Source organism: Niabella agricola, assembly GCF_021538615.1.
GTDB lineage: Bacteria > Bacteroidota > Bacteroidia > Chitinophagales > Chitinophagaceae > Niabella > Niabella agricola.
The window spans coordinates 1,138,065-1,162,235 of sequence record NZ_JAJHIZ010000002.1 but is presented as its reverse complement, the minus strand read 5'-3'; the positions used below and the strand labels follow the sequence as shown (position 1 = coordinate 1,162,235).

General features: G+C 49.8%; 20 protein-coding genes. 14 read left to right on the top strand and 6 right to left on the bottom strand.

The annotated features are described in order from the left end of the window. Window positions 1–256 precede the first annotated feature (256 nt). The 5 genes from LL912_RS05175 (at window position 257) to LL912_RS05155 (ending at window position 5,961) form a co-directional block, all read left to right on the top strand. Window positions 257–1,138 carry a helix-turn-helix domain-containing protein gene (locus tag LL912_RS05175; RefSeq protein ID WP_235552495.1) on the top strand — a complete coding sequence of 294 codons (882 nt, stop codon included), beginning with the start codon at window positions 257–259 and terminating at the stop codon, window positions 1,136–1,138. Between the two features lie 81 nt (window positions 1,139–1,219). Further along, entirely contained in the window at window positions 1,220–2,122 is a 903-nt protein-coding gene (locus tag LL912_RS05170) for a dihydrodipicolinate synthase family protein (RefSeq protein ID WP_235552494.1), read from the top strand. 55 nt (window positions 2,123–2,177) lie between these two features. Continuing rightward, window positions 2,178–3,665 carry an aldehyde dehydrogenase (NADP(+)) gene (locus LL912_RS05165; RefSeq protein WP_235552493.1) on the top strand — a complete coding sequence of 496 codons (1,488 nt, stop codon included), beginning with the start codon at window positions 2,178–2,180 and terminating at the stop codon, window positions 3,663–3,665. A gap of 22 nt (window positions 3,666–3,687) precedes the next feature. Further along, on the top strand, window positions 3,688–4,686 hold the full coding sequence (locus LL912_RS05160; protein WP_235552492.1) for a 4-hydroxyproline epimerase: 999 nt from the start codon (window positions 3,688–3,690) through the stop codon (window positions 4,684–4,686). A gap of 18 nt (window positions 4,687–4,704) precedes the next feature. Continuing rightward, on the top strand, window positions 4,705–5,961 hold the full coding sequence (locus LL912_RS05155) for an NAD(P)/FAD-dependent oxidoreductase (RefSeq protein ID WP_235552491.1): 1,257 nt from the start codon (window positions 4,705–4,707) through the stop codon (window positions 5,959–5,961). A gap of 256 nt (window positions 5,962–6,217) precedes the next feature. Here LL912_RS05155 and LL912_RS05150 read toward each other — a convergent pair whose 3' ends face one another. From LL912_RS05150 to LL912_RS05125, 6 genes are all read right to left on the bottom strand, one after another. Beyond that, window positions 6,218–7,732 carry an FAD-dependent oxidoreductase gene (locus LL912_RS05150; RefSeq protein WP_235552490.1) on the bottom strand — a complete coding sequence of 505 codons (1,515 nt, stop codon included), beginning with the start codon at window positions 7,730–7,732 and terminating at the stop codon, window positions 6,218–6,220. A 10-nt stretch (window positions 7,733–7,742) separates the two neighbouring features. Beyond that, window positions 7,743–8,210 (bottom strand): hypothetical protein, encoded by a 468-nt coding sequence (locus LL912_RS05145; protein ID WP_235552489.1) that lies wholly within the window; start codon window positions 8,208–8,210, stop codon window positions 7,743–7,745. A 90-nt stretch (window positions 8,211–8,300) separates the two neighbouring features. Beyond that, a complete protein-coding gene (locus LL912_RS05140; RefSeq protein ID WP_235552488.1) occupies window positions 8,301–8,507 on the bottom strand; it encodes a hypothetical protein in 207 nt (68 codons plus the stop codon). A gap of 758 nt (window positions 8,508–9,265) precedes the next feature. After that, complete coding sequence (locus LL912_RS05135) at window positions 9,266–10,147, bottom strand: alpha/beta fold hydrolase (protein WP_235552487.1); 882 nt, start codon at window positions 10,145–10,147, stop codon at window positions 9,266–9,268. Beyond that, complete coding sequence (locus LL912_RS05130; protein WP_235552486.1) at window positions 10,144–10,638, bottom strand: SRPBCC family protein; 495 nt, start codon at window positions 10,636–10,638, stop codon at window positions 10,144–10,146. Before LL912_RS05130 ends, LL912_RS05135 begins: the two co-directional genes overlap by 4 nt. Next, window positions 10,613–10,966 (bottom strand): ArsR/SmtB family transcription factor, encoded by a 354-nt coding sequence (locus LL912_RS05125; protein ID WP_255785563.1) that lies wholly within the window; start codon window positions 10,964–10,966, stop codon window positions 10,613–10,615. Before LL912_RS05125 ends, LL912_RS05130 begins: the two co-directional genes overlap by 26 nt. A 434-nt stretch (window positions 10,967–11,400) precedes the next feature. Here LL912_RS05125 and LL912_RS05120 point away from each other — a divergent pair, with 434 nt between their 5' ends. The 9 genes from LL912_RS05120 to LL912_RS05080 all read left to right on the top strand — a co-directional run bounded on the left by LL912_RS05120 (window position 11,401) and on the right by LL912_RS05080 (window position 24,169). Next, entirely contained in the window at window positions 11,401–11,679 is a 279-nt protein-coding gene (locus tag LL912_RS05120; RefSeq protein ID WP_235552485.1) for a sulfatase-like hydrolase/transferase, read from the top strand. 170 nt (window positions 11,680–11,849) lie between these two features. Next, a complete protein-coding gene (gene rhaM / locus LL912_RS05115; RefSeq protein ID WP_319941323.1) occupies window positions 11,850–12,176 on the top strand; it encodes an L-rhamnose mutarotase in 327 nt (108 codons plus the stop codon). Between the two features lie 140 nt (window positions 12,177–12,316). Then, entirely contained in the window at window positions 12,317–15,139 is a 2,823-nt protein-coding gene (locus tag LL912_RS05110) for a glycosyl hydrolase (protein WP_235552483.1), read from the top strand. Between the two features lie 41 nt (window positions 15,140–15,180). Then, window positions 15,181–16,554 (top strand): glycoside hydrolase family 88/105 protein, encoded by a 1,374-nt coding sequence (locus LL912_RS05105; RefSeq protein ID WP_235552482.1) that lies wholly within the window; start codon window positions 15,181–15,183, stop codon window positions 16,552–16,554. A 128-nt stretch (window positions 16,555–16,682) separates the two neighbouring features. Continuing rightward, window positions 16,683–19,940 (top strand): SusC/RagA family TonB-linked outer membrane protein, encoded by a 3,258-nt coding sequence (locus tag LL912_RS05100; RefSeq protein ID WP_235552481.1) that lies wholly within the window; start codon window positions 16,683–16,685, stop codon window positions 19,938–19,940. Between the two features lie 30 nt (window positions 19,941–19,970). Then, window positions 19,971–21,956, top strand: a complete 1,986-nt coding sequence (locus LL912_RS05095; RefSeq protein ID WP_235552480.1) for a RagB/SusD family nutrient uptake outer membrane protein — start codon at window positions 19,971–19,973, stop codon at window positions 21,954–21,956. A 4-nt stretch (window positions 21,957–21,960) separates the two neighbouring features. After that, window positions 21,961–22,329, top strand: a complete 369-nt coding sequence (locus tag LL912_RS05090) for a hypothetical protein (RefSeq protein ID WP_235552479.1) — start codon at window positions 21,961–21,963, stop codon at window positions 22,327–22,329. A gap of 43 nt (window positions 22,330–22,372) precedes the next feature. Further along, on the top strand, window positions 22,373–23,296 hold the full coding sequence (locus LL912_RS05085) for a glycoside hydrolase family 43 protein (RefSeq protein WP_235552478.1): 924 nt from the start codon (window positions 22,373–22,375) through the stop codon (window positions 23,294–23,296). Between the two features lie 81 nt (window positions 23,297–23,377). Beyond that, window positions 23,378–24,169, top strand: a complete 792-nt coding sequence (locus tag LL912_RS05080; RefSeq protein WP_235552477.1) for a rhamnogalacturonan acetylesterase — start codon at window positions 23,378–23,380, stop codon at window positions 24,167–24,169. Window positions 24,170–24,171: the final 2 nt, after the last annotated feature.

The window sequence follows — 24,171 nt, the reverse complement described above, 5'->3', positions numbered from 1 at the left end:
CTGGAGAATAATTAATATAACACAAACAGGAAACGGAAACTCAGGTGCTGTCGAAGCGGTGTGAAGTATTTTTTTTCATTACAATCGTTTTAAATGATACGCAGGAAATCGTTCGTTGATTTTTAGGTCTGGTCTAATCTATTCTAATGCAAATATAATTGCTTTTTTTAACGGGGATTGTTCGTTTTTTAGTTTTGTATGGCAATATTTTAACATTTAACTCAAAATGCTAAATTGCATTCAAATTGTTTACAGCATGAGAAGCTTGCAGTTTTCTGTACCTACCACCGGCGATGCGAGTATCGATATCCAGGAAGACCGGTTGCCCGGTTTTTATCCCTATTTCCACCGGCATGCGGAGATCCAGATCATGTGGATCATCAAAGGGGCCGGTACCCTGGCAATGGAGCAACATCTGATCGATTTTAATGCCGGGGACATTTTTTACCTGGGGGCCAACCAATCACACGTGTTTAAAGCACGCTTTGAAGAAGGCGAACAACATCGGGTGCATGCCATTTCCGTTTTTTTTGATCCTTTTAAAAAGCTGGCGGCTTTCTTTAACCTGCCGGAACTGGAACCGTTGAAAACATTCATCCTGCATGCTGAAACCGGCTTTAAAGTGGCTCCGTCTTTAAAAAAAAACCTGGGAGCGGCCTTGCATGCATTGAAGGCACAGCAAGGGTTTGAGCGGATTTTTTCTTTTGTCCGCGTGCTGCATTGCCTCCGGGAGCACCAACAGCAGCATCTCTTTCTATCAGGCAGCAGGAACCGTGCTGCATCCATTTCAGACAGCGATCGGCGGATCCTGGAGGCAAAGGAATATATCCGGAAAAAATTTACCCAGCATACATTGTGCTTACAGGAAATAGCCGCCCAGGCCAACCTGACGCCACAGGCTTTTTGCCGTTCCTTCAAAAAGCATACCGGCACTACATATATTGAGTACCTGAATGAATTGCGAGTACAGGAGGCTTGCAAATTGCTTGCAGCCGACCGGCTGAATAGTATTTCGTCGGTGGCGTATAACAGCGGGTTCAACAGCCTTACCAATTTTAACCGGGTGTTCCGTTCTCTTATCGGGTGCCCGCCAAAGGAATACCTCAAGCGGTACCGGAGCACAACGGCGATGGAATAAGCGGTTAAAATATGGTCAGCATTGATTAAAAGCTACATAACGTCTTATGCAGGGTGCAATTAGCTTTGAATAAAAAAAACAATGAGTACAAAACCAGAATGGAAGGGCATTTATCCCGCATTGTTAACCCCTTTTACAGAAGACGGGGCCATCGATTTTGAAATGTTTACCAAAAACATAGAAGCACAGATCACCGCAGGCGTACACGGGATCATACTGGCAGGAACCCTGGGAGAAGCCAGTACCCTGGAAACCAATGAAAAGTTTGAGCTGCTGGAGGTGGCGCTGCAACAGGTGAAGGGCCGGATCCCGGTGATCCTGAATATATCGGAGAATACCACGAAGCATGCAGTGGAATTTGCCAAACGGGCAAAAGCATCCGGGGCCGATGGCCTGATGTTGCTGCCGCCGATGCGGTACAGGGCTGATAACCGGGAAGTGGTGACTTATTTTAAAACAGTGGCGGCCGCTACAGACCTTCCCATCCTGATTTATAACAACCCGGTTGATTATGGCATCTATGTAACACTGGATATGTTTGAAGAGCTCATTGAATGTTCAACGATCCAGGCAGTAAAAGAGTCGACCCGGGATGTGACCAATATTACCCGGATGATCAACCGTTTTGGAAGCCGGATAAAGATCCTTTGCGGGATCGATACGGTTTGCCTGGAATCGCTGATGCTGGGCGCGGATGGCGTGGTGGCGGGTTTGGTGGATGCATTCCCAAAAGAAACCGTAGCCATGTACCGTTACCTGCAATCGGGTGATCGGCAAAAGGCGCTTGAGGTATACCGGTGGTTTATGCCCCTGTTAGAGCTGGATATTCATCCGAAACTGGTACAATATATTAAACTGGCGGCAACCGCCGAGGGCATCAGTACGCCTCATGTGCGGGCGCCGCGGCTTCCGTTAACTGGCGAGGAGGCCAGCCGGATCCGGCAGATCATTGCTGCAGGCATTGCATCCCGGCCGGTATTATGATAACAACTGTTACAATTCTGGATTGCCGGAGATCTCCGGCTCAAAACAAATAAGCATGATTCCATCTCAGTCTGTATTGGATACATATGTGGCTTTGGCCGGTAGTGCCTTCCAGTTTTTAAAAACAACCACCGTAAAAGAGCGGTCGGCTTTTATGCATGCCGTTGCAGATCAGATCGAAACCCTGGGCCCGGAGCTGCTGGATGCAGCGCACCGCGAAACGGCACTGCCGCTGCAAAGGCTTACGGGTGAAAAGGCCCGTACGGTTGGTCAGTGGCGTACGTATGCCGATGCTGTTGCCGGGGGGATATATGTAGAAGCCCGTATTGATACGGCAGACAGGGAAAAGGCGAAGAACGATATCCGCAAGTATAGTATCGGGCTGGGACCGGTGCTGGTTTTTGGCGCTGCCAATTTTCCCTTTGCCTTTTCTACGGCGGGCGGTGATACCGCCAGTGCTATTGGTGCGGGTTGCCCGGTGCTGGTAAAAGCACATCCCGGACATCCGGACACATCCCGGATCATGGCGGCGGCAATAACGGCTGTAGTTGAAGCATTGGGATGGCCGCCGGGAGTGTTTTCTCATATTGCAGGCGATGAAGTGGCGGGTACCGGGGAACGTACGGGGGCTTACCTTACCGCACATCCGCAGGTAAAGGCCGTAGGCTTCACCGGTTCCTACCAGGGAGGCAAAGCCTTACTGGATATTGCCGCTCGCCGCGAGGAGCCCATTCCTGTTTTTGCGGAGATGGGAAGTATTAACCCTGTTTTTGTTTTTCCGCGGGCACTGGAACAGGGCGCGGAAACACTGGCTAAAGCATATATCGCTTCGCTTACATTGGGCACCGGGCAGTTTTGTACCAATCCCGGAATGGTTATTGGGGTTAAAAGCGCGGCATTCGACCGGTTCAAACAGGCGTTACGTGCCGGTATTGGGGATGTGCTTCCTTCGGCCATGTTGAATGAGAATATTTATACAAATTTTGAAAGAAATAAAGCATTGTTGAGTGCACAGCCGGAAGTAAATATCTGGGCCGAAGCTGCCACCCCGGCAACGGAGGGCGAAGGGCGTGCCAGGATTGTGGAAACCACCGCTGTAAACTTTTTAACCAACCCCGTACTGAGTGAAGAGGTATTCGGCCCCTTTGGCATCCTTATAGAAGCGGCATCATTGGATGAAGTAGCAGCGGTTGCTGCACAGTTAAAAGGACAGTTGACGATTACACTTGCTGCTACAGAGGCCGATATGGATGCGCATAAAACGGTTATTGACCGGGTTAGGGATAAGGCCGGCCGGTTGCTGTACAACGGCATGCCTACAGGTGTGGAAGTGGTGTATGCCATGCAGCATGGTGGCCCTTTCCCTGCCAGTACCGATGCGCGGTTTACATCGGTGGGGCCGGATGCGGTGAAACGTTTTGTACGGCCGGTGGCGTTTCAGAACTGGCCCGAAACCCATTTGCCGGAAGAATTAAAAAATGTAAATGGATTACAGATTTTGCGTACGGTTAACGGGCGGTTAACAATGGAAGATATATCATGAGTGTATATTTAAAAAGCTCCATATGCGAAAAACATTTTTTTGTATCGATGCGCATACCTGTGGTTGTGCCGTAAGATTGGTGACAGGTGGTGTGCCCTTCCTTAACGGCAATTCTATGATGGAACGCCGGCTTCATTTTATGGAAACCTACGACTGGATCCGCAAGGGATTGATGTTTGAACCCCGTGGGCACGACATGATGAGCGGCAGTATACTTTATCCGCCGGCTGATCCTGCAAACGATGTGGGTGTGTTATATATCGAAACCAGCGGATGTTTGCCGATGTGCGGGCATGGAACCATCGGAACGGTTACCATCGCTGTTGAGGAAGGGCTGGTTATACCAAAGACCCTGGGGAAACTCCGGCTGGAAACGCCTGCAGGCCTGGTGTTGATCGATTACATACAGGAAGGGAAAAAAGTGAAATCGGTCAAGCTGACCAACGTAAAATCCTTTTTATATAAGGAAGGGCTTACGGTAGATTGCCCCGGCTTGGGCGAGATTGCAGCGGATGTAGCCTATGGCGGCAATTTTTACGCGATCGTGGACCCGCAAAAAAACTTTAAAGACATCGCCGGTTTTACGGCGGCACAGCTGATCCACTACGGCAAGATGATCCGGAAATTGCTGAATGAAAAATATGAATTCCTGCATCCTGAAGATCCGCATATCCGGGGACTGAGTCATATCCAGTGGACGGGTAAACCCTTAAAAGCCGGCTCAACCGGAAGGAATGCGGTGCTGGTGGGTGAGAATGCGCTCGACCGCTCTCCCTGCGGTACGGGCACTTGTGCAAGGATGGCGCAATGGTATGCGAAGGGCAAACTCCGGCCGGGAGAAGATTTCATCCATGAAAGCTATATCGGCTCACAGTTTACCGGCCGGATTGAGCAGGAAACGGCGATGCTTGAAAGAGCAGCCATTATCCCCTCAGTGGAAGGGTGGGCGCTGATCACCGGCTATAACCAGATCATCATTGACGATGATGATCCCTACAAGGAAGGGTTCCAGGTGTTATAATGAATTCAAATAAAGCGGATGTTGCATCATAAAGGAAAAGTCATAATAGTGGGAGCGGGGATCGCCGGGCTTTCGGCCGCTTATTACCTGCTAAAAGACGGGTGGGAAGTATGCTTGCTGGAAAAAGGGGATGGTACCAACAACTGCTCTTATGGCAATGCCGGTATGATTGTGCCCAGCCATTTTACACCGCTGGCCGCACCGGGTATCGTGGCGCAGGGATTGAAATGGATGCTGAACAGCAAGAGCCCTTTTTATATACGGCCTTCATTAAATGTATCGCTGATCGACTGGGGACTCAAATTTCTGCGGCATGCCAACGAAAAGCATGTACAACGGAATGCCGAAGCGATCCGGGATCTGAATGGTTACAGCAGCCGGTTATATGATGATCTTGCTGCTGAAGAGGGATTCGATTTTGAGCTCCGGCAAAACGGTATCCTGATGTTGTATCAAACAAAGGCTGTACAGCAGGAGGAAATGGAACTGGCCGCAGCTGCCCAACAGCTGGGTTTGCATACCGAAGTACTGGGCCCGGACGGCGTGCAGGCGTTGGAACCGGATCTGAAAATAAATGCATTGGGTGGCGTGTGGTACGCTTGTGACGGCATCCTGTACCCACCCAAGCTCATGCAGCAGCTGACCCATTACCTGTTGACCTGCGGAGTGGAGATCCGGTATCACACTGAGGTCAGCGGCTTCCGGCTATCCGGTAACAGGATCACCGAAGTGATCACATCCAAAGGAAATTACCGTGCCGATGAGATGGTGATCGCCGGAGGTGCCGCATTGCCCAAGCTGGTTTCCGGCCTGCAGCTAAAGCTGCCGCTGATGCCGGGTAAGGGCTATTCCTTTATGCATGAACCCGAGGGTGCAACGGCTATGAAACACGGCGCACTACTACTGGAAGCGCGGGTAGCTGTAACCCCCATGAACCACCAAATCCGTTTTAGTGGCACAATGGAATTGGGACCGGCCAATGACCGGATCTATAAAAACCGCGTGAAAGGGATCGTAGAGTCCATCCCACGGTATTTTCCGGAGTTAAAAGTATCTTATCCGGACGATATATGGTTTGGTTACCGGCCCTGTCCGCCGGACGGCTTGCCTTATCTTGGAAGAACCCGGCAGTATCAGAACCTGAGTATTGCCGGCGGCGGCGGCATGATGGGACTGAGCCTGGGGCCTGCATTTGGTAAAACCATTGCAGATCTGTTGTCCGGAACGCCGGCAGCTACTGCAATTACGGGATTTAGCCCGGACCGGTTCTATTGAAAGAAGCGGACACCTGTACCGTCATATGTTGCGGTGATCCGGTATGGATGAAGGCCCGTTTTGCCAGCATGCACCACGTTCCTCTCCAATAATCGTATCTTGGTGGAAATGCCTGCAGCGCGGTATAAACAGGTGCCAGGATTTCCATTCGTCCCGGGCATAGATGGGTTAGCTGTTTTTATACAAGAAACAGAACCGGGTGTTGTATGTATCGATCCCTGCCCGGAGCATACGGCGTATCCGGTTTAATGAGCGGTTATGTGGATAACGGCTGCAATGCTTTTTGAGCCGGTCCGTTCAATACAGCACCGGTGATATCAAAACGGGAGCCATGACAAGGGCAATCCCAGCTTCGCTCAGCTGGATTCCATTGCACCATACAACCGGCATGAGGGCATACCGGATCCAGTGTGAAAAGCCTGCCTTGTTCATCTTTGTACACGGCGATGGACTGGTTTTCATAGTTAACCACACGGCCTTCCCCGACACTTAGCCCGGCAAATGCTTCCAGGGTGCCAGCAGACAGGCGGTCACCGATAAAATGTTTTACCACATCCGCGTTTTCTTTTATAAAATTACTAAAACCGGCCACCGGCTTTATCCGGGAAGGAGCCAGCAAGTCTGCATAAGGGGTATCGTTACCGGTAATCAGGTCGCAAAGAATCCGACCCGCCAATGTTCCGAAGATCATCCCATTGCCGCTATAGCCGGTTGCTACATACAGGTGGTCGTTATTGCCCGGAAGCAAGCCGATATAGGGCAGGCCATCCGCCGGCTCGTAATATTGAGACGACCACCGGTAAGGAACAGCTGCAATTTTAAAAAACCTTCGGGCATAAGCTTCCAGTTCCCGGAAGACCTGCTCCGTGTTCACTTCATGTCCGGTTTTATGATCTTCTCCGCCAACAATCAGCACCGGTGCTCCCTGGTGCCGGGCCGTTCTGAAATAATGATAAGGATCTTCGATATCATATACCAACGCGTCTGGATAAGCATGATCTGCCAGCTCAACTCCCAACACATAAGAGCGGTAAGGAGCGCACCGGAAATGCAGCAGGTTGACACCCGGGGGAATATGGGTGGCATATACGACATGGGTGGCCCGGTACCGGCCGGTTGTTGAACTGATCTCCTGGATACCATCTTGCTGTTCCACGGCTTGTACCATTGTTGCTTCCCTGACCGCTCCGCCGGCCAGCAGGAATTGCAGCAACAGGGCCGACAGGTATTTTAAAGGATGAAACTGGGCCTGCCCCGGAACCCGGATGGCTGTTGTAAATGGCACCGGTACCGGCGTTGTAAGGCTGGGCCTGGCTTCGATCCCCACGGCAAGCATTCCTTCGAGCATCTTTTCTAATTGGGCATCTTCCTCTTTGTTCTGTGCATACAGGTAGCCTGTTTTTTCTTCAAAATCGCAGTCAATCTGGTATTGCTCAATATGCGCTCTGATCAGGGAAATGGCCTCTTTGGCGCCCTGTGCTATTAGTAGTGCATTGTCGGTACCAAATTTTTTGATCAGTTCGGGGTACGAGGCATCCAGTACCGTGTTCAGGTGGGCGGTGGTGGCAGATGTGGTACCGAAACAAGCGGTATGGGCTTCGAGGATCAGGCATCTTTTCCCGGCTTGTTGCAAGCGCAAGCCAGTTGTAATACCTGTAATTCCTGCCCCGATGATGATGACATCAAATACATCATGGCTGATTTCTTCCCCGGGAATGCGGATATTAAAATCGTCTTGCCAAAGGGTGGTGGTAAAAGCGTCTCTGTTCATAATTACGATATTAAAAGATGGTGAGAAGAAGGTTAAACGTGGTAACAATGCTCGCCGCAAATACCAGATGGCCCGTGAAAATTGCTGCCAGGAAAAGCCGCAGGGGAAGGGCTGGCGGCATCGGATGCAGGCGGAGCGCGATATACCAGACGATTACGGCCACCATACCAAGATTACTTCCATATAACAGGCCGTTTATATACCCCTTGGGGAGCAGTTCCATGCCCACCAGCCAGGCATATAAAAGAGTGAAGAAGATCCCGATAAGGCAATGGATCGTGGTGCCCAGGATCAATACCGGTAGCCGTTGTGACACAGAACCGGAAGGCCGGGGACTGGAACTGAACAGTGTTCCCAGGATCCGCGGTACAGAAAGCTGATAGCCGGCCACCATACCGGTGAAACGGATAAACAGCGTCATAGCCAGTGTGCCGGCAATGCCCGCAAGAATGCTGTCCAATATAGTGAAAACTGCCATGGTTTTTTGAACACAGGAACTATGCCAGTGTTGTGATCTTCTATCTGTTAAAATATGCCGGCGCTGCATTCTCCTTGGTGCCTGCCGGTGTTATGTATCTTCAGGCAGCGTTTCCTGCTCTTCCGTAGCAGGTGGAGATACCTCGGGCGGAGCATCTGTTTTTTCTATTTCAGCGGTGTCCTCTTCTGGTGGGTCTTCTGGTGCATCGGGATCGGGACGTTCGTTCCAGATCGGTATATTTTCATACCCGGAGGTGTCATAAAATGTGTTTTCAGATGTGCCAGTTGTGTGTTGCATAATCGGTTTATTTAAATGTTAGAAAATACGGGGAAAATTTCAATAGTACCGCCGTGATCCGGAACCGGATCCTAATAGGTATATAACAAGTGCCAGGCCAAAAAATCGGTTAAATACAGGGCAGACCCGTGATTAAACCCGGCGATGCTTCTGCAAAAAAGAGTTTCCGTTGATGAACGACTCGCAAACCGGTTAAAGACCGTTCAGGAAAATTTGCAACAGATTGTGGCATCACAACCCCGGATAATGGATTTAGCCGGAAGAAGTGCATTGACTCCTTTAGCGCCCCGGCGATCCTCCTTTGCCAAACATAAACCGGATTTCGGTAGCCGGTGTGGCAGGTAATTTGAATGAGATAACGGAATAGGAAACTCCTGGTGCCCGCTGTTTTTATCGGAGAGGTCTGGATATTATGAATTGGTATATGATTCGGGATCCGGGATTATAACAACACGGGCTGATGCCACAGCCGAAAATTAGTTGATCAAGACATTAAAAATAAATCATCATGCACTCTTTTGATAAACAGGTACAGGTTGCTGAAAGGCCTGTGAAGGAAGGGGAGCCGGAAGCCACAGGGGAAGGTCCGGACCGGGTGGTCCGAACCGGAATATGGACAGCGGGAGTCCTTTCCGGTGAGGGGATGGATACAGTGTCATTCATAGCACCCTCCGGGCAGCTGCAATACGGGTACCAACATGGGGTTCAAAAGAGCGCCGGTGCCCTGTACGCAGATTGCATACGACTCCGGATGCCTGCTACTTTCCATCGAGGAATTGCATCAAAATCGGTATTACAGACCGGTATAGGGTATCGCCGGGCCGTGATGCAGCCTGTTCACCGATATAGGCCCCATGGCCTCCTGGGATGATCGCAAGCTGACTATGCGGAACAAGTCTTGCCATAGCCGCAATGTGCTCCGTGCTACCCACGTCTGCATCGCCGTTGATAAAGAGCACCGGAGCCTTTATGGAGCTGATTGCTGCATCGCTGAAATCGGTAAAGTGGTTCATCCGGCTGGCACAGCGCTGAAAGAGATTGACCAGTTTTGTGCGGTCCGGCGTAACACGAAGAAAGGCGGTTTTATATACCTGGGGCATTTGCTCAAAGCGGGCGTTTTGCATCGCTTCCCAGAATTGCGGGGCGGTTCCGTTGCGTTTTAATAAAACGGAGCCGGCAATGATCCTGTTGCAAAGCTGCGGATGCCGGATAGCTATTTTAAGCGCCGTGTTTCCCCCATTGCTAAATCCAAAAATATCGGCCTTTGGAACAGCGAGGTTTTGTAATAGCGCAGCTACATCGTCTGCGTCCTGATCAAATGATAGAGGTGTATTACGGTCTTCTGTGCGGCCATGGGCTTGTAGCTCTACACAAATCAGTTGCCGGTGCTGTGCCAGCAGCGGGATCACCTTCCCGAAGGTTGTTTGTATGGTAGAGCCGCCGCCATGAAGCAACACCAGGGGAGCGCCCTTTCCATATATTTCGTAGTACATTTTAATTCCGTTCACCTTAGAGTAGCTGGCTTTTAAAGGAACCGTATCGTGCAGAAGCCACGCATTGTTTATCGGAGGAAAGGTATGGGCGCCCGCTTTTGCGGTATAACAGAGGAATAAAACAGAGAAGATCCATATGGGTTTCATAACTGCTGGTTGAGGCGGTTAAACATTTCAATCCAGCTCGGAAAGGCCCCGGTTGCTTTTGCCAGCGATGCGGCTACGGTTTGATGCAGGATCATTTCTGTTTGAGTACCCAGCGGTTTAAATTCCAGGGTTACCGTGGTCTTAGCCGGCCAGTCCGCCGGCATGCCGGCGGTTACGGGATCGATGTCATTTCCCTGCGCATCTGTAACTTCCGCTGTAAAAACAAGTTTCCGGGGTGCTTCCATTTCCAAATAGGTTCCCTTGCACCAGCAATCACCGTGTACCGGGTGATGAATACAGGAGTGGTAATGACCTCCTTTCCGGATATCCGCTTTTTTAAAAGTGATGGTGCAGCCATCGGGCGCGTACCATTGGGCCAATTGATTGGGATCCGTCCAGGCCCGGAAAACGGTTTGCGGGTCTGCATTAAAAACATGGGTGATCCATACTTCCTGTGAAGTCATTTCAGCGGGGCTTTGTACCTTTTCCATTTGTAGATTTTTTAGTTTTTACTGTATTCAAATAACGATCCAGGGCGCCAAACCGGCCCTCCCAGAATTTTTTATATTGCGCTGCCCAGGATGCTACTTCGCTTAACTTATGCAGTTGTGCTTCACAATACCGTTCCCTTCCTTCCCGGCGGATCACCAGCAGCCCGCATTCCGCAAGGATCTTTACATGTACGGAAACAGCCTGCCGGCTTACGTCAAATTGTTCAGCAATAGCATTTACATTGAGCGGCTCATGAGCCAGGAGATCAATAATCTGTCTCCTTGTAGGGTCGGCTATTGCCTGGAAAACATCACGCCTGATGATCATATTATGCAATTGAATGATTGCAAATTTAAATGCAATTATTTGGTTGCGCAAATTTTTTTTCTCCTGCAGCTATACCGGATGGGATCACTTGTTGATAATTTATTTTCCGGCCGGGGATGCGTTTTAAAAAAGAGCCCGCTTCCTGCTTTTTACGCAATCGTTGCCGGTCTTACAGCGCTTTTTCTATCTCCTTTATTTTAAAAGGGATAGGAAAGAATACGCGTATTCAACAACCGCATATAAAGTGGTTTAGGCGGGTCCTTGCACAGGTATAGATGTGGTTAATGAATGAAACAACCGTATTTTTGAAAGGATCATTTTTTATGCCGATGCTGAAGTCCTATATGAAAAGCGGTCTGATGTCCGCAGTAAAAGGTTGCTTTTGGGTTGCCGGTTCCTGTTCCATAAAAATTTCAACGCCATCATGCTCCAATATGATATTGACCCTAGGGGATAACCTGGGTTATGGCGATATCGGCGTTTACGGACAGTGGCGGATCAAAACCTCAAACATCGGTCAACCGGTGCAAGAAGGAACCATGTTCAAATCGTTTTATCCAGGCGCTGCGGTTTGTACACCATCCCGGTTGCCCCTGATGACGGCATATCCGGATATTGTTTTGGCAAAAGCGGCTGTTATGGAAACGGGTATATTCAGAAACGCCGGTTTCCCGGTAGAAGGCCGACTGGAAAAAGCAAATAGCACCGTATGATATTACCGCTTCAATGAAATGGATGCGGTTTTATGCGTTCATGATTAATATTTGTTTAATTTACAATTAAAAACAAGATTCAGGATGGCGCAGGATGGGTAACAGCAAAAAACGATTTATTTTAGTGCCTCTTAATCACTGGTTGATGGCCCTATGGATTGCGAACAATAATGCCTGGTAATATGCAACGGATTGCTTTTAAAATGAAATTATTTAAAGGATATGAAGCTGAATACAAAAAAAGACACGGCGCTCTGTGGCCCGAATTGCAGCAGCTGCTAAAACAAACAGGTATCAGCGATTACAGCATTTTTCTAGACGAGGGGACCTGCGATTTGTTTGGTATATTAAAGATTGAACAGGGGCGCACCATGGAAGATCTGCCCGCGCACCCGGTAATGCAGAAGTGGTGGGCCTATATGTGCGATATCATGGAAACGAATACCGACCAGTCGCCGGTATCCGTTCCGCTTCAGGAAGTATTCTATCTTGAATAACGGGATGCGATATAAAACCTGAAGCTGCCGTTAGCCGGCAGGGTCATTACGGGGGCGCAGAAAACAGCGAACCAGAATCCCGCAGACCAGCTGCCGGTAATGTGCCCACATTAAAAAATTGCATAAGCCATTTGGACAAAATGATAAGAAACATAATATGCTTACTGATTGCCTGTGCAGTTGCTGTTATAATGCAGGCACAGGTTAGCTGGCCGCAAATTACAGCAACCAGTAAACCCTGGACCCGTTGGTGGTGGGAGGGAAGTGCGGTAAACGAGGAAGAACTGACCTGGAACCTGGAGCAATACAAGCAGGCTGGCATCGGAGGTACGGAGATCACGCCCATCTACGGTATTCATGGCCAGGAACAAAAATTTGTTGACTTTCTGTCGCCACGCTGGATGGAGTTGTTTTCATTCACGCTTAAAGAAAGCAAACGCCTGGGCCTGGGGGTGGACCTGGCCAACGGCACCGGATGGCCTTTTGGCGGCCCCTGGGTGAAAGATGCCGATGCCAGTAAATCTATCTATTATAAAACCTATGCCTTAAATGGGAATCAACAGTTAAAAGAACCGGTGCTATATATGCAAGAGGGCTTTGTGCGTACCGCCAATAACAAACCGGCAATAGTGGCAGCGATTAAGAACCCGCTTCCGGATAATAAAAACCTGCAGGCACTGGCGCTGGATCAGGTACAGTTTCCGGGACGGCTGCCATTAAAAACACTGATGGCCTACCCGGACAAGGGCGCTCCGGTAGACCTTACCGCAAAAGTGGAAGCATCCGGTAAGCTCAACTGGACGGCCCCTCCGGGCGCAAAAAACTGGACCCTTTATGCATTGTTTGAGGGGTTGCATGGCAAAATGGTAGAGCGGGCCGCACCGGGTGGTGAAGGATATGCTATTGACCACTTTTCAAAGCAGGCTGCAGCAAATTATTTTAAGCGGTTTGATCAGGCGTTTAAAGCATCCGACATCAGTTACCTGCGTTCCTTCTTTAACGACTCGTATGAGGTAGATGATGCACGCGGACAAGCCAACTGGACACCGGAGTTTTTTGCTGAGTTTAAAAAACGGAAAGGCTACGACCTCCGTAATGAGCTGCCGGCGCTCTTTGGGGAAGATGAAGCAGATAAAAACAGCCGTGTACGCTATGACTACCGTTCCGTGATCGACGAACTGTTGCTGGAGCATTTTACAATGGAGTGGAAAAAATGGAGCGATGGAAAAGGAAAGATGCTGCGCAATCAAAGCCATGGCTCACCGGCAAATACGCTGGATCTGTATGGCGTGGTGGATATACCGGAAACGGAGGGAAACGATATCCTGCGCTTTAAATTTGCAAGTTCAGCGGCCCATGTTACCGGTAAGCAACTGGTTTCCTCAGAATCAGCCACCTGGCTCAACGAACATTTTCTTTCATCCTGGGGTGATGTAAAGAAAGCGATCGATCTGTATTTTCTGGGCGGCATCAATCATGTTTTTTATCATGGCACCGCCTACTCACCGAGGGAGGCTCCCTGGCCGGGCTGGTTGTTTTATGCAGCGGTGCATTTTCAGCCGGTTAACCCGCAATGGAAAGACTTCCATGCACTGAACACTTATATCGCACGTATTCAAAGTTTTTTACAGATGGGGAAACCGGATAATGATCTCCTGCTTTATTATCCGATCATCGATCGCTACTCAGCGCCGGGAAACGCATTGTTACAACATTTTGACGGCATGGAGAAAAATTTTGAGCATACCGGTTTTGAACAGGTGTCGAACGCCATGGTTGAAAAAGGATATGGGTTTGACTTTTTTTCAGACCGGCAATTGCAGCAATTCCGGGTTGCATCGGGGCATATCGTCACCGGAGGCAATCAATATACAGCGATCATGCTGCCGGCTAATCATTTTATTACGGATGAAAGCTTTGGCAAAATACTGGCGCTGGCACGGGCCGGTGCAACGGTATTGGTATATAAGAAGCTTCCCTCGGATGTGCCGGGGCTGTATCAGTTGGACGCCCGGCGGAGCAAGCTTTCCGGCCTGATCCGCCAGCTCCGGTTCACCCAACAGGGGAATGCACAGAAGGCTGTCATCGGTAAGGGCTCCGTTTGGGTAGGTGAAGACCTGGAAACCCTGATGCAGGCCGGGGCCATACGAAAAGAAAAGCCGGCAGATAAGGAGATCTACATCCTTCGGCAAAAAAATATGGATGGCCGTATTTATTTTATTAACAATCGCACGGAACGGGTTGCAGAAGAGTGGCTGCCGCTGACGGCTGATGCCGCATCGGTGGCTTTATTTGACGCGATGAGCGGTGAGAAAGGGCTGGCCAACTGGCGTAAAAAAGAAAACGGCATTGAGGTACGGGTGCAGTTGCAGCCTCATGCATCCATGCTGGTTCAGACCTTTGATACCAAACGGGACGGGGATCCGTTTCCTTATAAAAACAGTGCGGGAGCTGCCATCCCCGTTAAGGGAAACTGGAACCTCAGTTTCCTGGAAGGTGGTCCCGTACTGCCCGCAAGCCAGGTCATCAGCACCCTGGGCTCCTGGACGGATGCACCGGGCGATGCCGTAAAGAACTTCTCCGGTACGGCAAAATATACGATTGCTTTTGACAGGCCCGGCAATGCGGAGCAATACCTGCTGAACCTGGGCACGGTGCATGAAACGGCCGAAGTGATCCTGAATGGCAAGAGCCTGGCTACATTGATCGGACCTTCATTTACAGCAGTGATCCCGGCATCGGCGTTGCAGAAAACAAACCGGCTGGAAATTGTGGTAGCCAACCGGATGGCCAACCGCATCGCTTATATGGACCGGGAGCAATTACCCTGGAAAATATTTTACAACGTCAATATGCCAGCCCGGCTAAAGGAAAATGGAAAGAATGGCTTGTTTAATGCAGCGCATTGGAAGCCCTTGCCCTCCGGCCTTCTGGGCCCTGTTACGCTTACGCCCTTACAATAACGGCACTGCAGGGTGCAGTGTTTCAAAAATAAACCAAAAATATGATCGCTTGTATAAAGTGTTTAAGACCACGCCTTTTGTATGCCGGGCTGTTTATTGCAGCAGCTGCCGGCACTGTCAGCGCGCAATACGTGCCGGCGAAGGGGAATGATGCAACAACGCCGCTGCATCTGCTAAAACCGGATTACAGTACGCCTTATGGCGAAACCACGCCGCAGCGTGTAAAAGAAGTGCTGGATAAAATATATCAGTATCTCGAAGCTGTAACGCCCATGCAACTGATCAATAAACCGGATGGAGCCATAGTTGGCCGCCTAGATGATGCTGATTTTAACAGCATATTGAAGCCGGGTGATTTCCGGCTCATCAGTTATGAATGGGGCGTTACATATACCGGTATGCTGGAAGCGGCTGCTGCCACCGGTGATAAACGGTATGCCCGATACGCTGTTGACCGGATCAATTTTATCGGGAAGGTAGTACAGCATTATAAGGCATTGCTGAAACAGCATGAAAACGGAACGGTTCCGGTAACATCCGTCATCCGTCCCCATGCGCTGGACGATGCTGGCTCCATGGCCGCGGCGATGATCAAGGCCCTGCGGGCAGGCGCTGATGAAAAGGTGACGCGTCCGATGATCGATCATTTTATAGACTATATACTGCATAAGGAATTCCGTCTTCCGGATGGAACTTTTGCCAGGAACCGACCTTTGCCTAATACGCTGTGGCTTGATGATTTATACATGAGTTTACCGGCGCTGGCACAGATGGGCCTGCTCTCCGGGCAAACCAGCTATTTTGATGAGGCTGTAAAACAATACCGGCAGTTTGCGGCACGCATGTTTAATGAAACAAAAGGGGTCTATATGCACGGCTGGGTACAGGGGATGGAACCGCACCCGCAGTTCCATTGGGGGCGTGCAAACGGGTGGGCGCTGCTTACAAAAACAGAGCTGCTCGATGCCCTGCCGGCTACCCACCCGGGAAGAAAGGAAATACTAAGCATGTTTCAGAAACATGTGGCCGGGCTCGCGGCGCTCCAGGATAAGACCGGCTTCTGGCACCAGTTGCTGGACCGCAATGATTCCTATCTCGAAACCTCGGCTACGGCCATTTATACCTACTGCATCGCCCGGGGAATCAATAAGGGCTGGCTGGATGCAAGGGCTTACGGACCTGCAGCGTTACTGGCCTGGAATGCAGTAAGTACTAAAGTGACTTCCGGGGGACAGATCGCCGGCGTTTGTGTGGGCACCGGGATGGGCTTTGACCCGGCATTTTATTATTACCGGCCGGTGAACAATTTTGCGGCACATGGTTATGGTCCTGTTTTACTGGCTGGTGCCGAAATCTTCCGGATGCTGCAACAGCATCCATTTGAGATCAATGACAGTGCGGTGCAGATGAAATAGCAGTGGATACCGGGTTGCCGGCTGATGGTTCAGCTGTTTCCGGCATCTGCATCATGCTATTGTCAATAGTAATAATTGTGATAATTACAATTATTTAATACATATGTTAACTAAACCAATATAAAACGATGCAAAAAAACTTAATCTTTAGAAAATTGCTGTATATGCTGATCCTGCTGGCGGCAACCGTATCGGGAGGGCTTTGGGCGCAGGTTCCGGGAACTATTTCAGTGAAAGGGGTCGTTTCGGATGAAGCCGGTAAACCGGTTTCGGGAGCTTCTGTTGAAGTAAAAGGAACCACCGCCGCTACACGCACCGACGATGCCGGCCGGTTTACCATTACGGCCCCGAAGGACGCTGTGGTCGGGATCTCCAGCGTGGGATATGAAACACAGGAGCTAACCGTTTCCGGGCCGGCGATAAACGTAGTACTGAAACAAAAAACCAGTTCAATGGATGAAGTGGTGGTCATTGGTTATGGATCGCGGAAGAAGTCGGATGTAACTGGGGCTACGGCTTCCATCAGCGGTGATAAGCTCAGAACTGTACCTGCTTCCAACCTTACACAGGCCCTCCAGGGAAGGATCACGGGTGTGGTGGCCACCCCAAGCAGTTTTAAACCTGGTGCCGGCGCCACCATCCGCATTCGCGGAAACCGTTCCCTCAATGCCAGTAACGAACCTTTATATGTAGTGGATGGGTTCCCGGTGAGTTATACCATCGATGACCTGAACCCAGCCGATATCGAAAGCGTGGATATATTAAAAGACGCGTCCGCAACGGCCATTTATGGTGTACGAGGTGCCAATGGAGTGGTACAGATTACTACCAGGAAGGGGAGGGCCGGAAAGGTAAGTGTTACCTACATGGGCAGTAAATCGATCGAGAAGGTTACCCGCCCGCTGCCCGTTTTTAACGGCGCCGAGATTGCCGATGCCTGGAGGCAGGCTTTTTTTGCAGACCGCCAGTATACGGCAACAAGGGGTACCGCTTCAGCTAGCAATCCCTTGTATTATTATCCCACGGCTGTGAATGATATTGCGCTGTTCTGGAAGCGCTTTGGCAGCGAGGCGCAGTGGAATGCAGTCAAAGACGCCTATACCTGGGATGTATATGATCCGGTGAACAATATCTTCAGGGCCCGGAAAAGGGCTACCACCGCTGAAGAAAGAGCCCTGATGCAGGGGCTGGGCATCACTACCCAGCTGGACAGTGTGGACCTGTATGATCCCTCAAAAGTAAAAGGCTACGACTGGCAAAATGAAGTAGGCCTGAGGAACGGGTCGACCGATAATCATAGCATCTCGGTATCCGGGGGGAGCGAAAAAATAAAAGCATCCCTCAGTGCCGGTTATTTTAAACAGAAAGGCATTGAATGGGCGCAGGATTATACGCGCTATTCCATCGGCAATACGGTTGATTTCAAACCTGCCAGATTTTTGAATTTCGGTACCAGTATCAACTTTTCCCACAGCATTACCAATTCAAGCACCAGTTCCTTTGGCAATGCTTCCGGCATGATCCCGCTGGTGACGCCTTATGACTCGGCCGGCAAATGGGTGCTTTATCCGAATGGCGACCAGCAGATCCGCAGCGCCATTAATGACCGCAATACCGTTTTTGATGAAACCAAGGCCAACCGCATTTTTGGAAATGTATATGCCGAGGTAACGCTTTTGAAAGGGTTGAAATACCGTACAATGTTCGGCGCCGACATCCGCAGTTCCGTACGCGGCCAGTTTAACGGCGCCGAATCTTCAGTGCGGCTGGGTGGTCTGGCAAGTGCCAGTCAAACAGATAACAGGGCTTCCTCATGGGTATTTGACAATATTGTAACATATAACACGAGTATTAAGAATGACCATTCCCTGAACGTAACCCTCCTGCACGAGATGCAAAGCCTGAACCGTTCCTCTTCGCTGACCATGAGCGCGAACAACCTCATCTTCGAATCGCAGAAATGGTATTCGCTGCAACGGAACACCGACGCAACGGTAACCGGTAGTGGCGATTTTTCGGCTTCGCAATACCTGTCTTATATGGCAAGAGTGGAGTATGGGTTCAGGAGCAAATACCTGCTGACCCTCAGCAACCGCTACGACAATTCATCCGTGTTGTCGGAGGACAATAAAGGCGCCTGGTTCCCATCCGGATCCATTGCCTGGCAGCTGGATCGCGAATCGTTTTTTAGCAACCAGGGCTTTTTCAATAGTGCAAAGATCCGCGCAGGGATCGGTCGTGTTGGAAATGCTTCTATCGACCCTTATCAGACCGGTGGTCCTCTTGCGTTTACCAATTATAACTGGGGAAATGGCACGGCTGCCATCGGTACAGCGCCTTCTACCTTTCCTACGCCGGGTCTGGGCTGGGAAAAGACGACTACCACCAACCTGGGACTGGAATTTGGATTGCTAAACAACCGGATCACCGGTACGGTGGATCTGTACAATTCCAATACCACGGATCTGTTACAAAAACGTACCATACCAGCCGCAAACGGTGTTACCTGGATGTATTTTAATCTTGGCAAGGTAAATAACCGGGGCATCGAAATCGCATTGACGACCCGGAACATTGCCCGGCCGGAATTTAGCTGGACTACGGACTTTATGTTTACCAAAAATAAGGAGCGGATTGTGGATATCGATGGCTCCGGTAACAGCAATTATGCAAACCTGTGGATCCTGGGCCAACCCCTGCAGGTGTACTGGAGCTATAAGAAAGAGGGAATCTTCCAGTACGCAGACACGGCCGCAAACGGGATCCTGTCTGCCATTTTCTGGCCCAAGAACGGGCGCACCAACAGCGCTTATCAGCCGGGCAAGATTAAAATTTTTGATGCCAACGGAGATTCGGCGTTTAGCCCCATCGATAAAGTGGTATTGGGCTCACACAATCCCGATTTTATTGCCAGCGTTAATAATACATTTACCTATAAAAATTTTGAGCTGAATTTTCTCACTTATTTCCGGGTGGGAGGCCTGTACCGTGTGCCCCGTCCGGGACTGGTAGGACGTTATCAATCCAGTAAGGTCGATTACTGGACGCCTTCGAATCCCAGCAATGATTACCAGCAACCCACTCAAACAAGCGACATTCCCTTGTACTGGGAAGCGCTTACTTACCGCAAAGCGACTTTCATCAGGGTAAAAAATATTACGCTTACGTACCGCCTGCCCAGGCATTTCACCGAGAGGGCCCATATGAGCAATATGGCCGTATATGTAACAGCCATGAACCCCGTGCTCATCCACAATGCCGATAAGAACTATGATCCCGAAACGGTGCCTTACAAGGAATTTGTGGATGTTTCAAACACCGGGCAGGTGGGCCCCAACTCTTACAGCTACCGGAGTTTTGTACTTGGTGTGAGGGTTGATCTGTAATTTAAATATATACTAATTAAAAAGCCTGATATGAAATATATATATACAGACAGAAGATGGATGATGTTAGCTATTTTGATGGTGCTGACGGTATCCTGTAAGAAATTTATAAAAGAAGATTTGGTAACCACGCTCAATGAAGACTATTATAAAACCGATGCGGGGCTGGAGGACCTGGTGAAATCGGCTTACGCGCCGCTGCAGTGGAAATTTACGGGTGAGCAGTCTTATTGTATGTCCAATTTCGGTACCGATGAGTTTCGGGAGGGTGATCAGTTCAACAACGTGCGATATAACGATTACGATGCCAATCTGAACTCCAACGACCCGTTTGTAAATGATCTGTGGGAGAACGACTACGCGGGCATCCGGCGTTGCAACCAGGGTATTGAGCTGATTACCGCCTATGATAACCCGTCATCGGCTGTATTGGGAACCCAGGCAAAGAAAGACCTGCGCATTGCAGAATTGAAGGCATTGAGGGGATTTTATTATTTCCAGCTCTTACAACAGCTGGGAGGGGTACCCCTGGTACTAACCGTACCAAAGGAACCTCAGTATGAATTTCCGAGGGCAACAGAGGCTGCGGTATATAATCAGATCATTAAAGACCTGCAGGAAGCCGGACCGGTATTGCCCTGGCGTTATAGCGGAACCGATCGCGGAAGGGCCACCCGGGCAATGGTTGATCATTACCTGGCTAAGGTATACCTTACCCGGGGCAGTGCTGTTACCGAGCAACGCGGACAAAAAGCCACAGATATGGACAGCGTTATTTATTACGCCAACGAGGTCATTGCCAATAGCGGCCACACACTGGAGAGCGATTATGGCAACCTCTTTAATGCCGGCTACCCGGATGGGATCATTGCGCCGCTTGGGCAGGCCGGGGTTCCGCCCACAGGCAGTAAAGCAAAGATTGATGCCAATAATGCCAGCAATGAAATCATCTTTGCTGCGCAATTCAGCAGTAACCTTAGCCTGGCAGGCACCAATAATACCACACATCTGTATTACCCAACGCAGTATGATGCCGGCATGCCGGGCATGACAAGAGACTTCTTTAACGGAAGACCCTACCGGCGGCTGCGTCCTACCGATTATACTATTGATATTTTTGATAAAGTGCACGACTCGCGGTTCTTTAAAACTTTTCAAACCGTATTTTACCGGAATGTACCCTATGCTGAAAAAGAAACGCTTCCGAAATTTACGGCGGCAGACGCGCCCAATCCCTCGCTTATCGGTAAGCCCCGCGTAATGCCGGGGGATACGGCGGCCCTGTTTATCGTAAACCCGGCCGGTAATCCCGTTCTTACTTCAAAGATTGCCGCTATGCGTTACTATGCAGTATTCGCACGCTACAAGCAAACCGCCGTTGGCGGAGCCGTGTCTTCCGATTTCAATGCCAACAAATACCTTTCAATGATAAAATTTTCGGATCCCATCCGTCTTACGACCACCAACAATGAAGCAAGAGGAATCCGGAACGGCACCTATGCCCGGCTTGCTGAAACCTACCTGATGATTGCGGAAGCCTATGGCCGCAAAGGGGATTATGCAACGGCGCTTAATTATGTGAACGTGCTTCGGAAAAGAGCAGCCTACAAATCCAATGAAAGCCGGAGCCCGCAGATCTGGCAATACCTGGGTGGGGCCAATACGCTGGATAATACCGAGACCGCCAACCTCGCCACAGAACAGCTATTTACCACCAATGCGCCGGGTGAGCTTTATCCGGATAACGTAACTTCAACCACGGACCGGTTCATTCACTTTATATTGAACGAACGGACAAGAGAGTTGTGCGGAGAGTTTTATCGTTGGGAGGACCTGGCGCGTACAGAAACCCTGTATGACCGCACGCGGCTCTTCAACGCCGATATCAGCCCTTCCTTTGCCCGGTACCATAAACGCCGGCCGATTCCCTACCAACAGATGCTGGCGCAGCAGATGAATGGCAAGCCGATGACGGCTGAAGAAATGGCTGCTTATCAAAACCCGGGGTATAACTAGTAGTATGACCGTATTGAAACCAGCAATAAAAAAGACTAAAAGCATCTTTACGGCGATGCTCGTCTTGCCGGCACCAGTAACACTGCCGGGGCAAACTGCTCCCAAACCGCGGTATGATGATCCGGTACCATTAGGGTTCGTCCGTTGCTCCCGCCTGTTCCAAAATTGCCGCCAGGATATTTCCTTTCCGGATGCCATTCCGCCGATTGACAGCAAGCTGGTACTGGCTCTGAACCGGAATATGGTTTCATTGGGTCGCCGGAGTAAACCGGCAAGAATTCAAGGGGCTGTAAAAAGAACCCTGTATTTTTACTTCGGTTTGTCAAAGAGCAGCAACGCCAAAGAACCACACAACCGCCCCCCGGTTGGATAATGTATTTTAATAAACCGCTATTGAAGCGTTAAAAAAGCAAGCGATGAGAAAATATATGATATTCCTTTTCTTTATTACCACGAGGCTTATGGCCCAGGAGGATAACGTATATATGTTCTGCTATTTTAAAGATAATGGACAGGATGGTTTACACCTGGCCTATAGCAGGGACGGATATCAGTGGACAGCGCTCCGGGATGACCGGTCTTTTCTAACACCGGCCGCTGGTAAGGATAAACTGATGCGCGACCCCTGTATCATTAAAGGACCTGATGGTTTGTTTCATATGGTGTGGACCGTGAGCTGGAATGAAAAAGGCATCGGGTATGCCGCTTCAAAAGACCTGGTGCACTGGAGTGCGCAACGCTATCTTCCTTTAATGGAGCATGAAAATGCGCTGAATTGCTGGGCGCCCGAAATCAACTACGACGCAAAAAATAAGCGCTACATGATCTACTGGGCCACTACTATTCCCGGCCGGTTCCCCGACACAGATTCGTCCGGCGATGGCCGGTATAACCACCGGATGTACTATGTGTTTACAAAAGATTTCAAAACCTTTTCAAAGCCGGAAATATTGTATAACAAGGGATTTACGGTTATTGATGCCACCATAAAGGAGCAGGACGGGCAGTATCTGATGTTTCTTAAAGATGAGACAAAGTTGCCGGTACCGCAGAAGAATATCCGAATTGCAGCCAGTAGATACCTGTATAAAGATTATGGTGCACCTTCGGCCCCTGTTACCGGCAACTACTGGGCGGAAGGCCCCACCGTGTTACAAATGGGCCGGGAGTGGATCGTTTATTTTGATAAATACCGCGATCATAGTTATGGAGCGATCCGCTCCGCTGATCTGAAAAACTGGGTGGATGTTTCCGACAAGCTCCGCATGCCAACGGGTTTAAAACACGGAACCGTTTTTATGATTACCCAGAAGGAATTTGAAACATTTTTTAAAGAATGACTGTGGAGAAGATGAATAGTAAATCTCTGGTCTCAAATCTCGAATCTCGAATCTCAAATCTGACTTCTCAATCAAATAAACATGAAATACTTCAAATATCTCCTGGCTGTTGTCAGCATCATCCTGGTCTCGTTTTCGTATCTGAAGCCAAGGCCGGTATTATACATTATTGGCGATTCAACCGTTAAGAACGGAAGCGGAAAAGGAGCAGATGCGCTCTGGGGGTGGGGAAGCCTTATCGGGAGCTATTTTGATACGGCAAAAATAGAGGTGCAAAATCATGCCATTGGGGGCCGGAGCAGCCGTACATTTATTACGGACGGGCGATGGGATGCCATTTTGAAAACTCTTAAAAAAGGCGATTATGTGCTCATACAGTTTGGGCATAACGACAGCAGCCCGCTGGATGACACCGCAAGGGCGCGCGGAACTATTAAGGGGATTGGTGACGAGCGCAGAACGATTTATAATCCCATCCGCAAGGTCAATGAAACGGTATATACTTACGGGTATTACATGCGCAGATTTGTAAACGAAGCCAGGAAAAAAGGAGCCATCCCCATTATTTGCTCACCGGTTCCGCGCAATAATTTTAACGACGGAAAAGTGAAACGCGGCGACCAGGATTACGGGCTCTGGGCAAAACAGGTAGCGGAGCAAACCGGTGCGTTTTTCATCGATCTGAACCAGCGCGTTGCCGATCAATACGACCGTTTAGGCGCGGAGGCGGTCAATAAATTCTTCCCGAAAGATCATACGCATCCGGATCTTGAAGGTTCTACGCTGAATGCGGAAATGGTGATCGCCGGCATAACCGCCCTGAAAAACTGCGGGCTCCGGGAGTTTATCAATCTGCCAGGTAAGGTTAAATGATC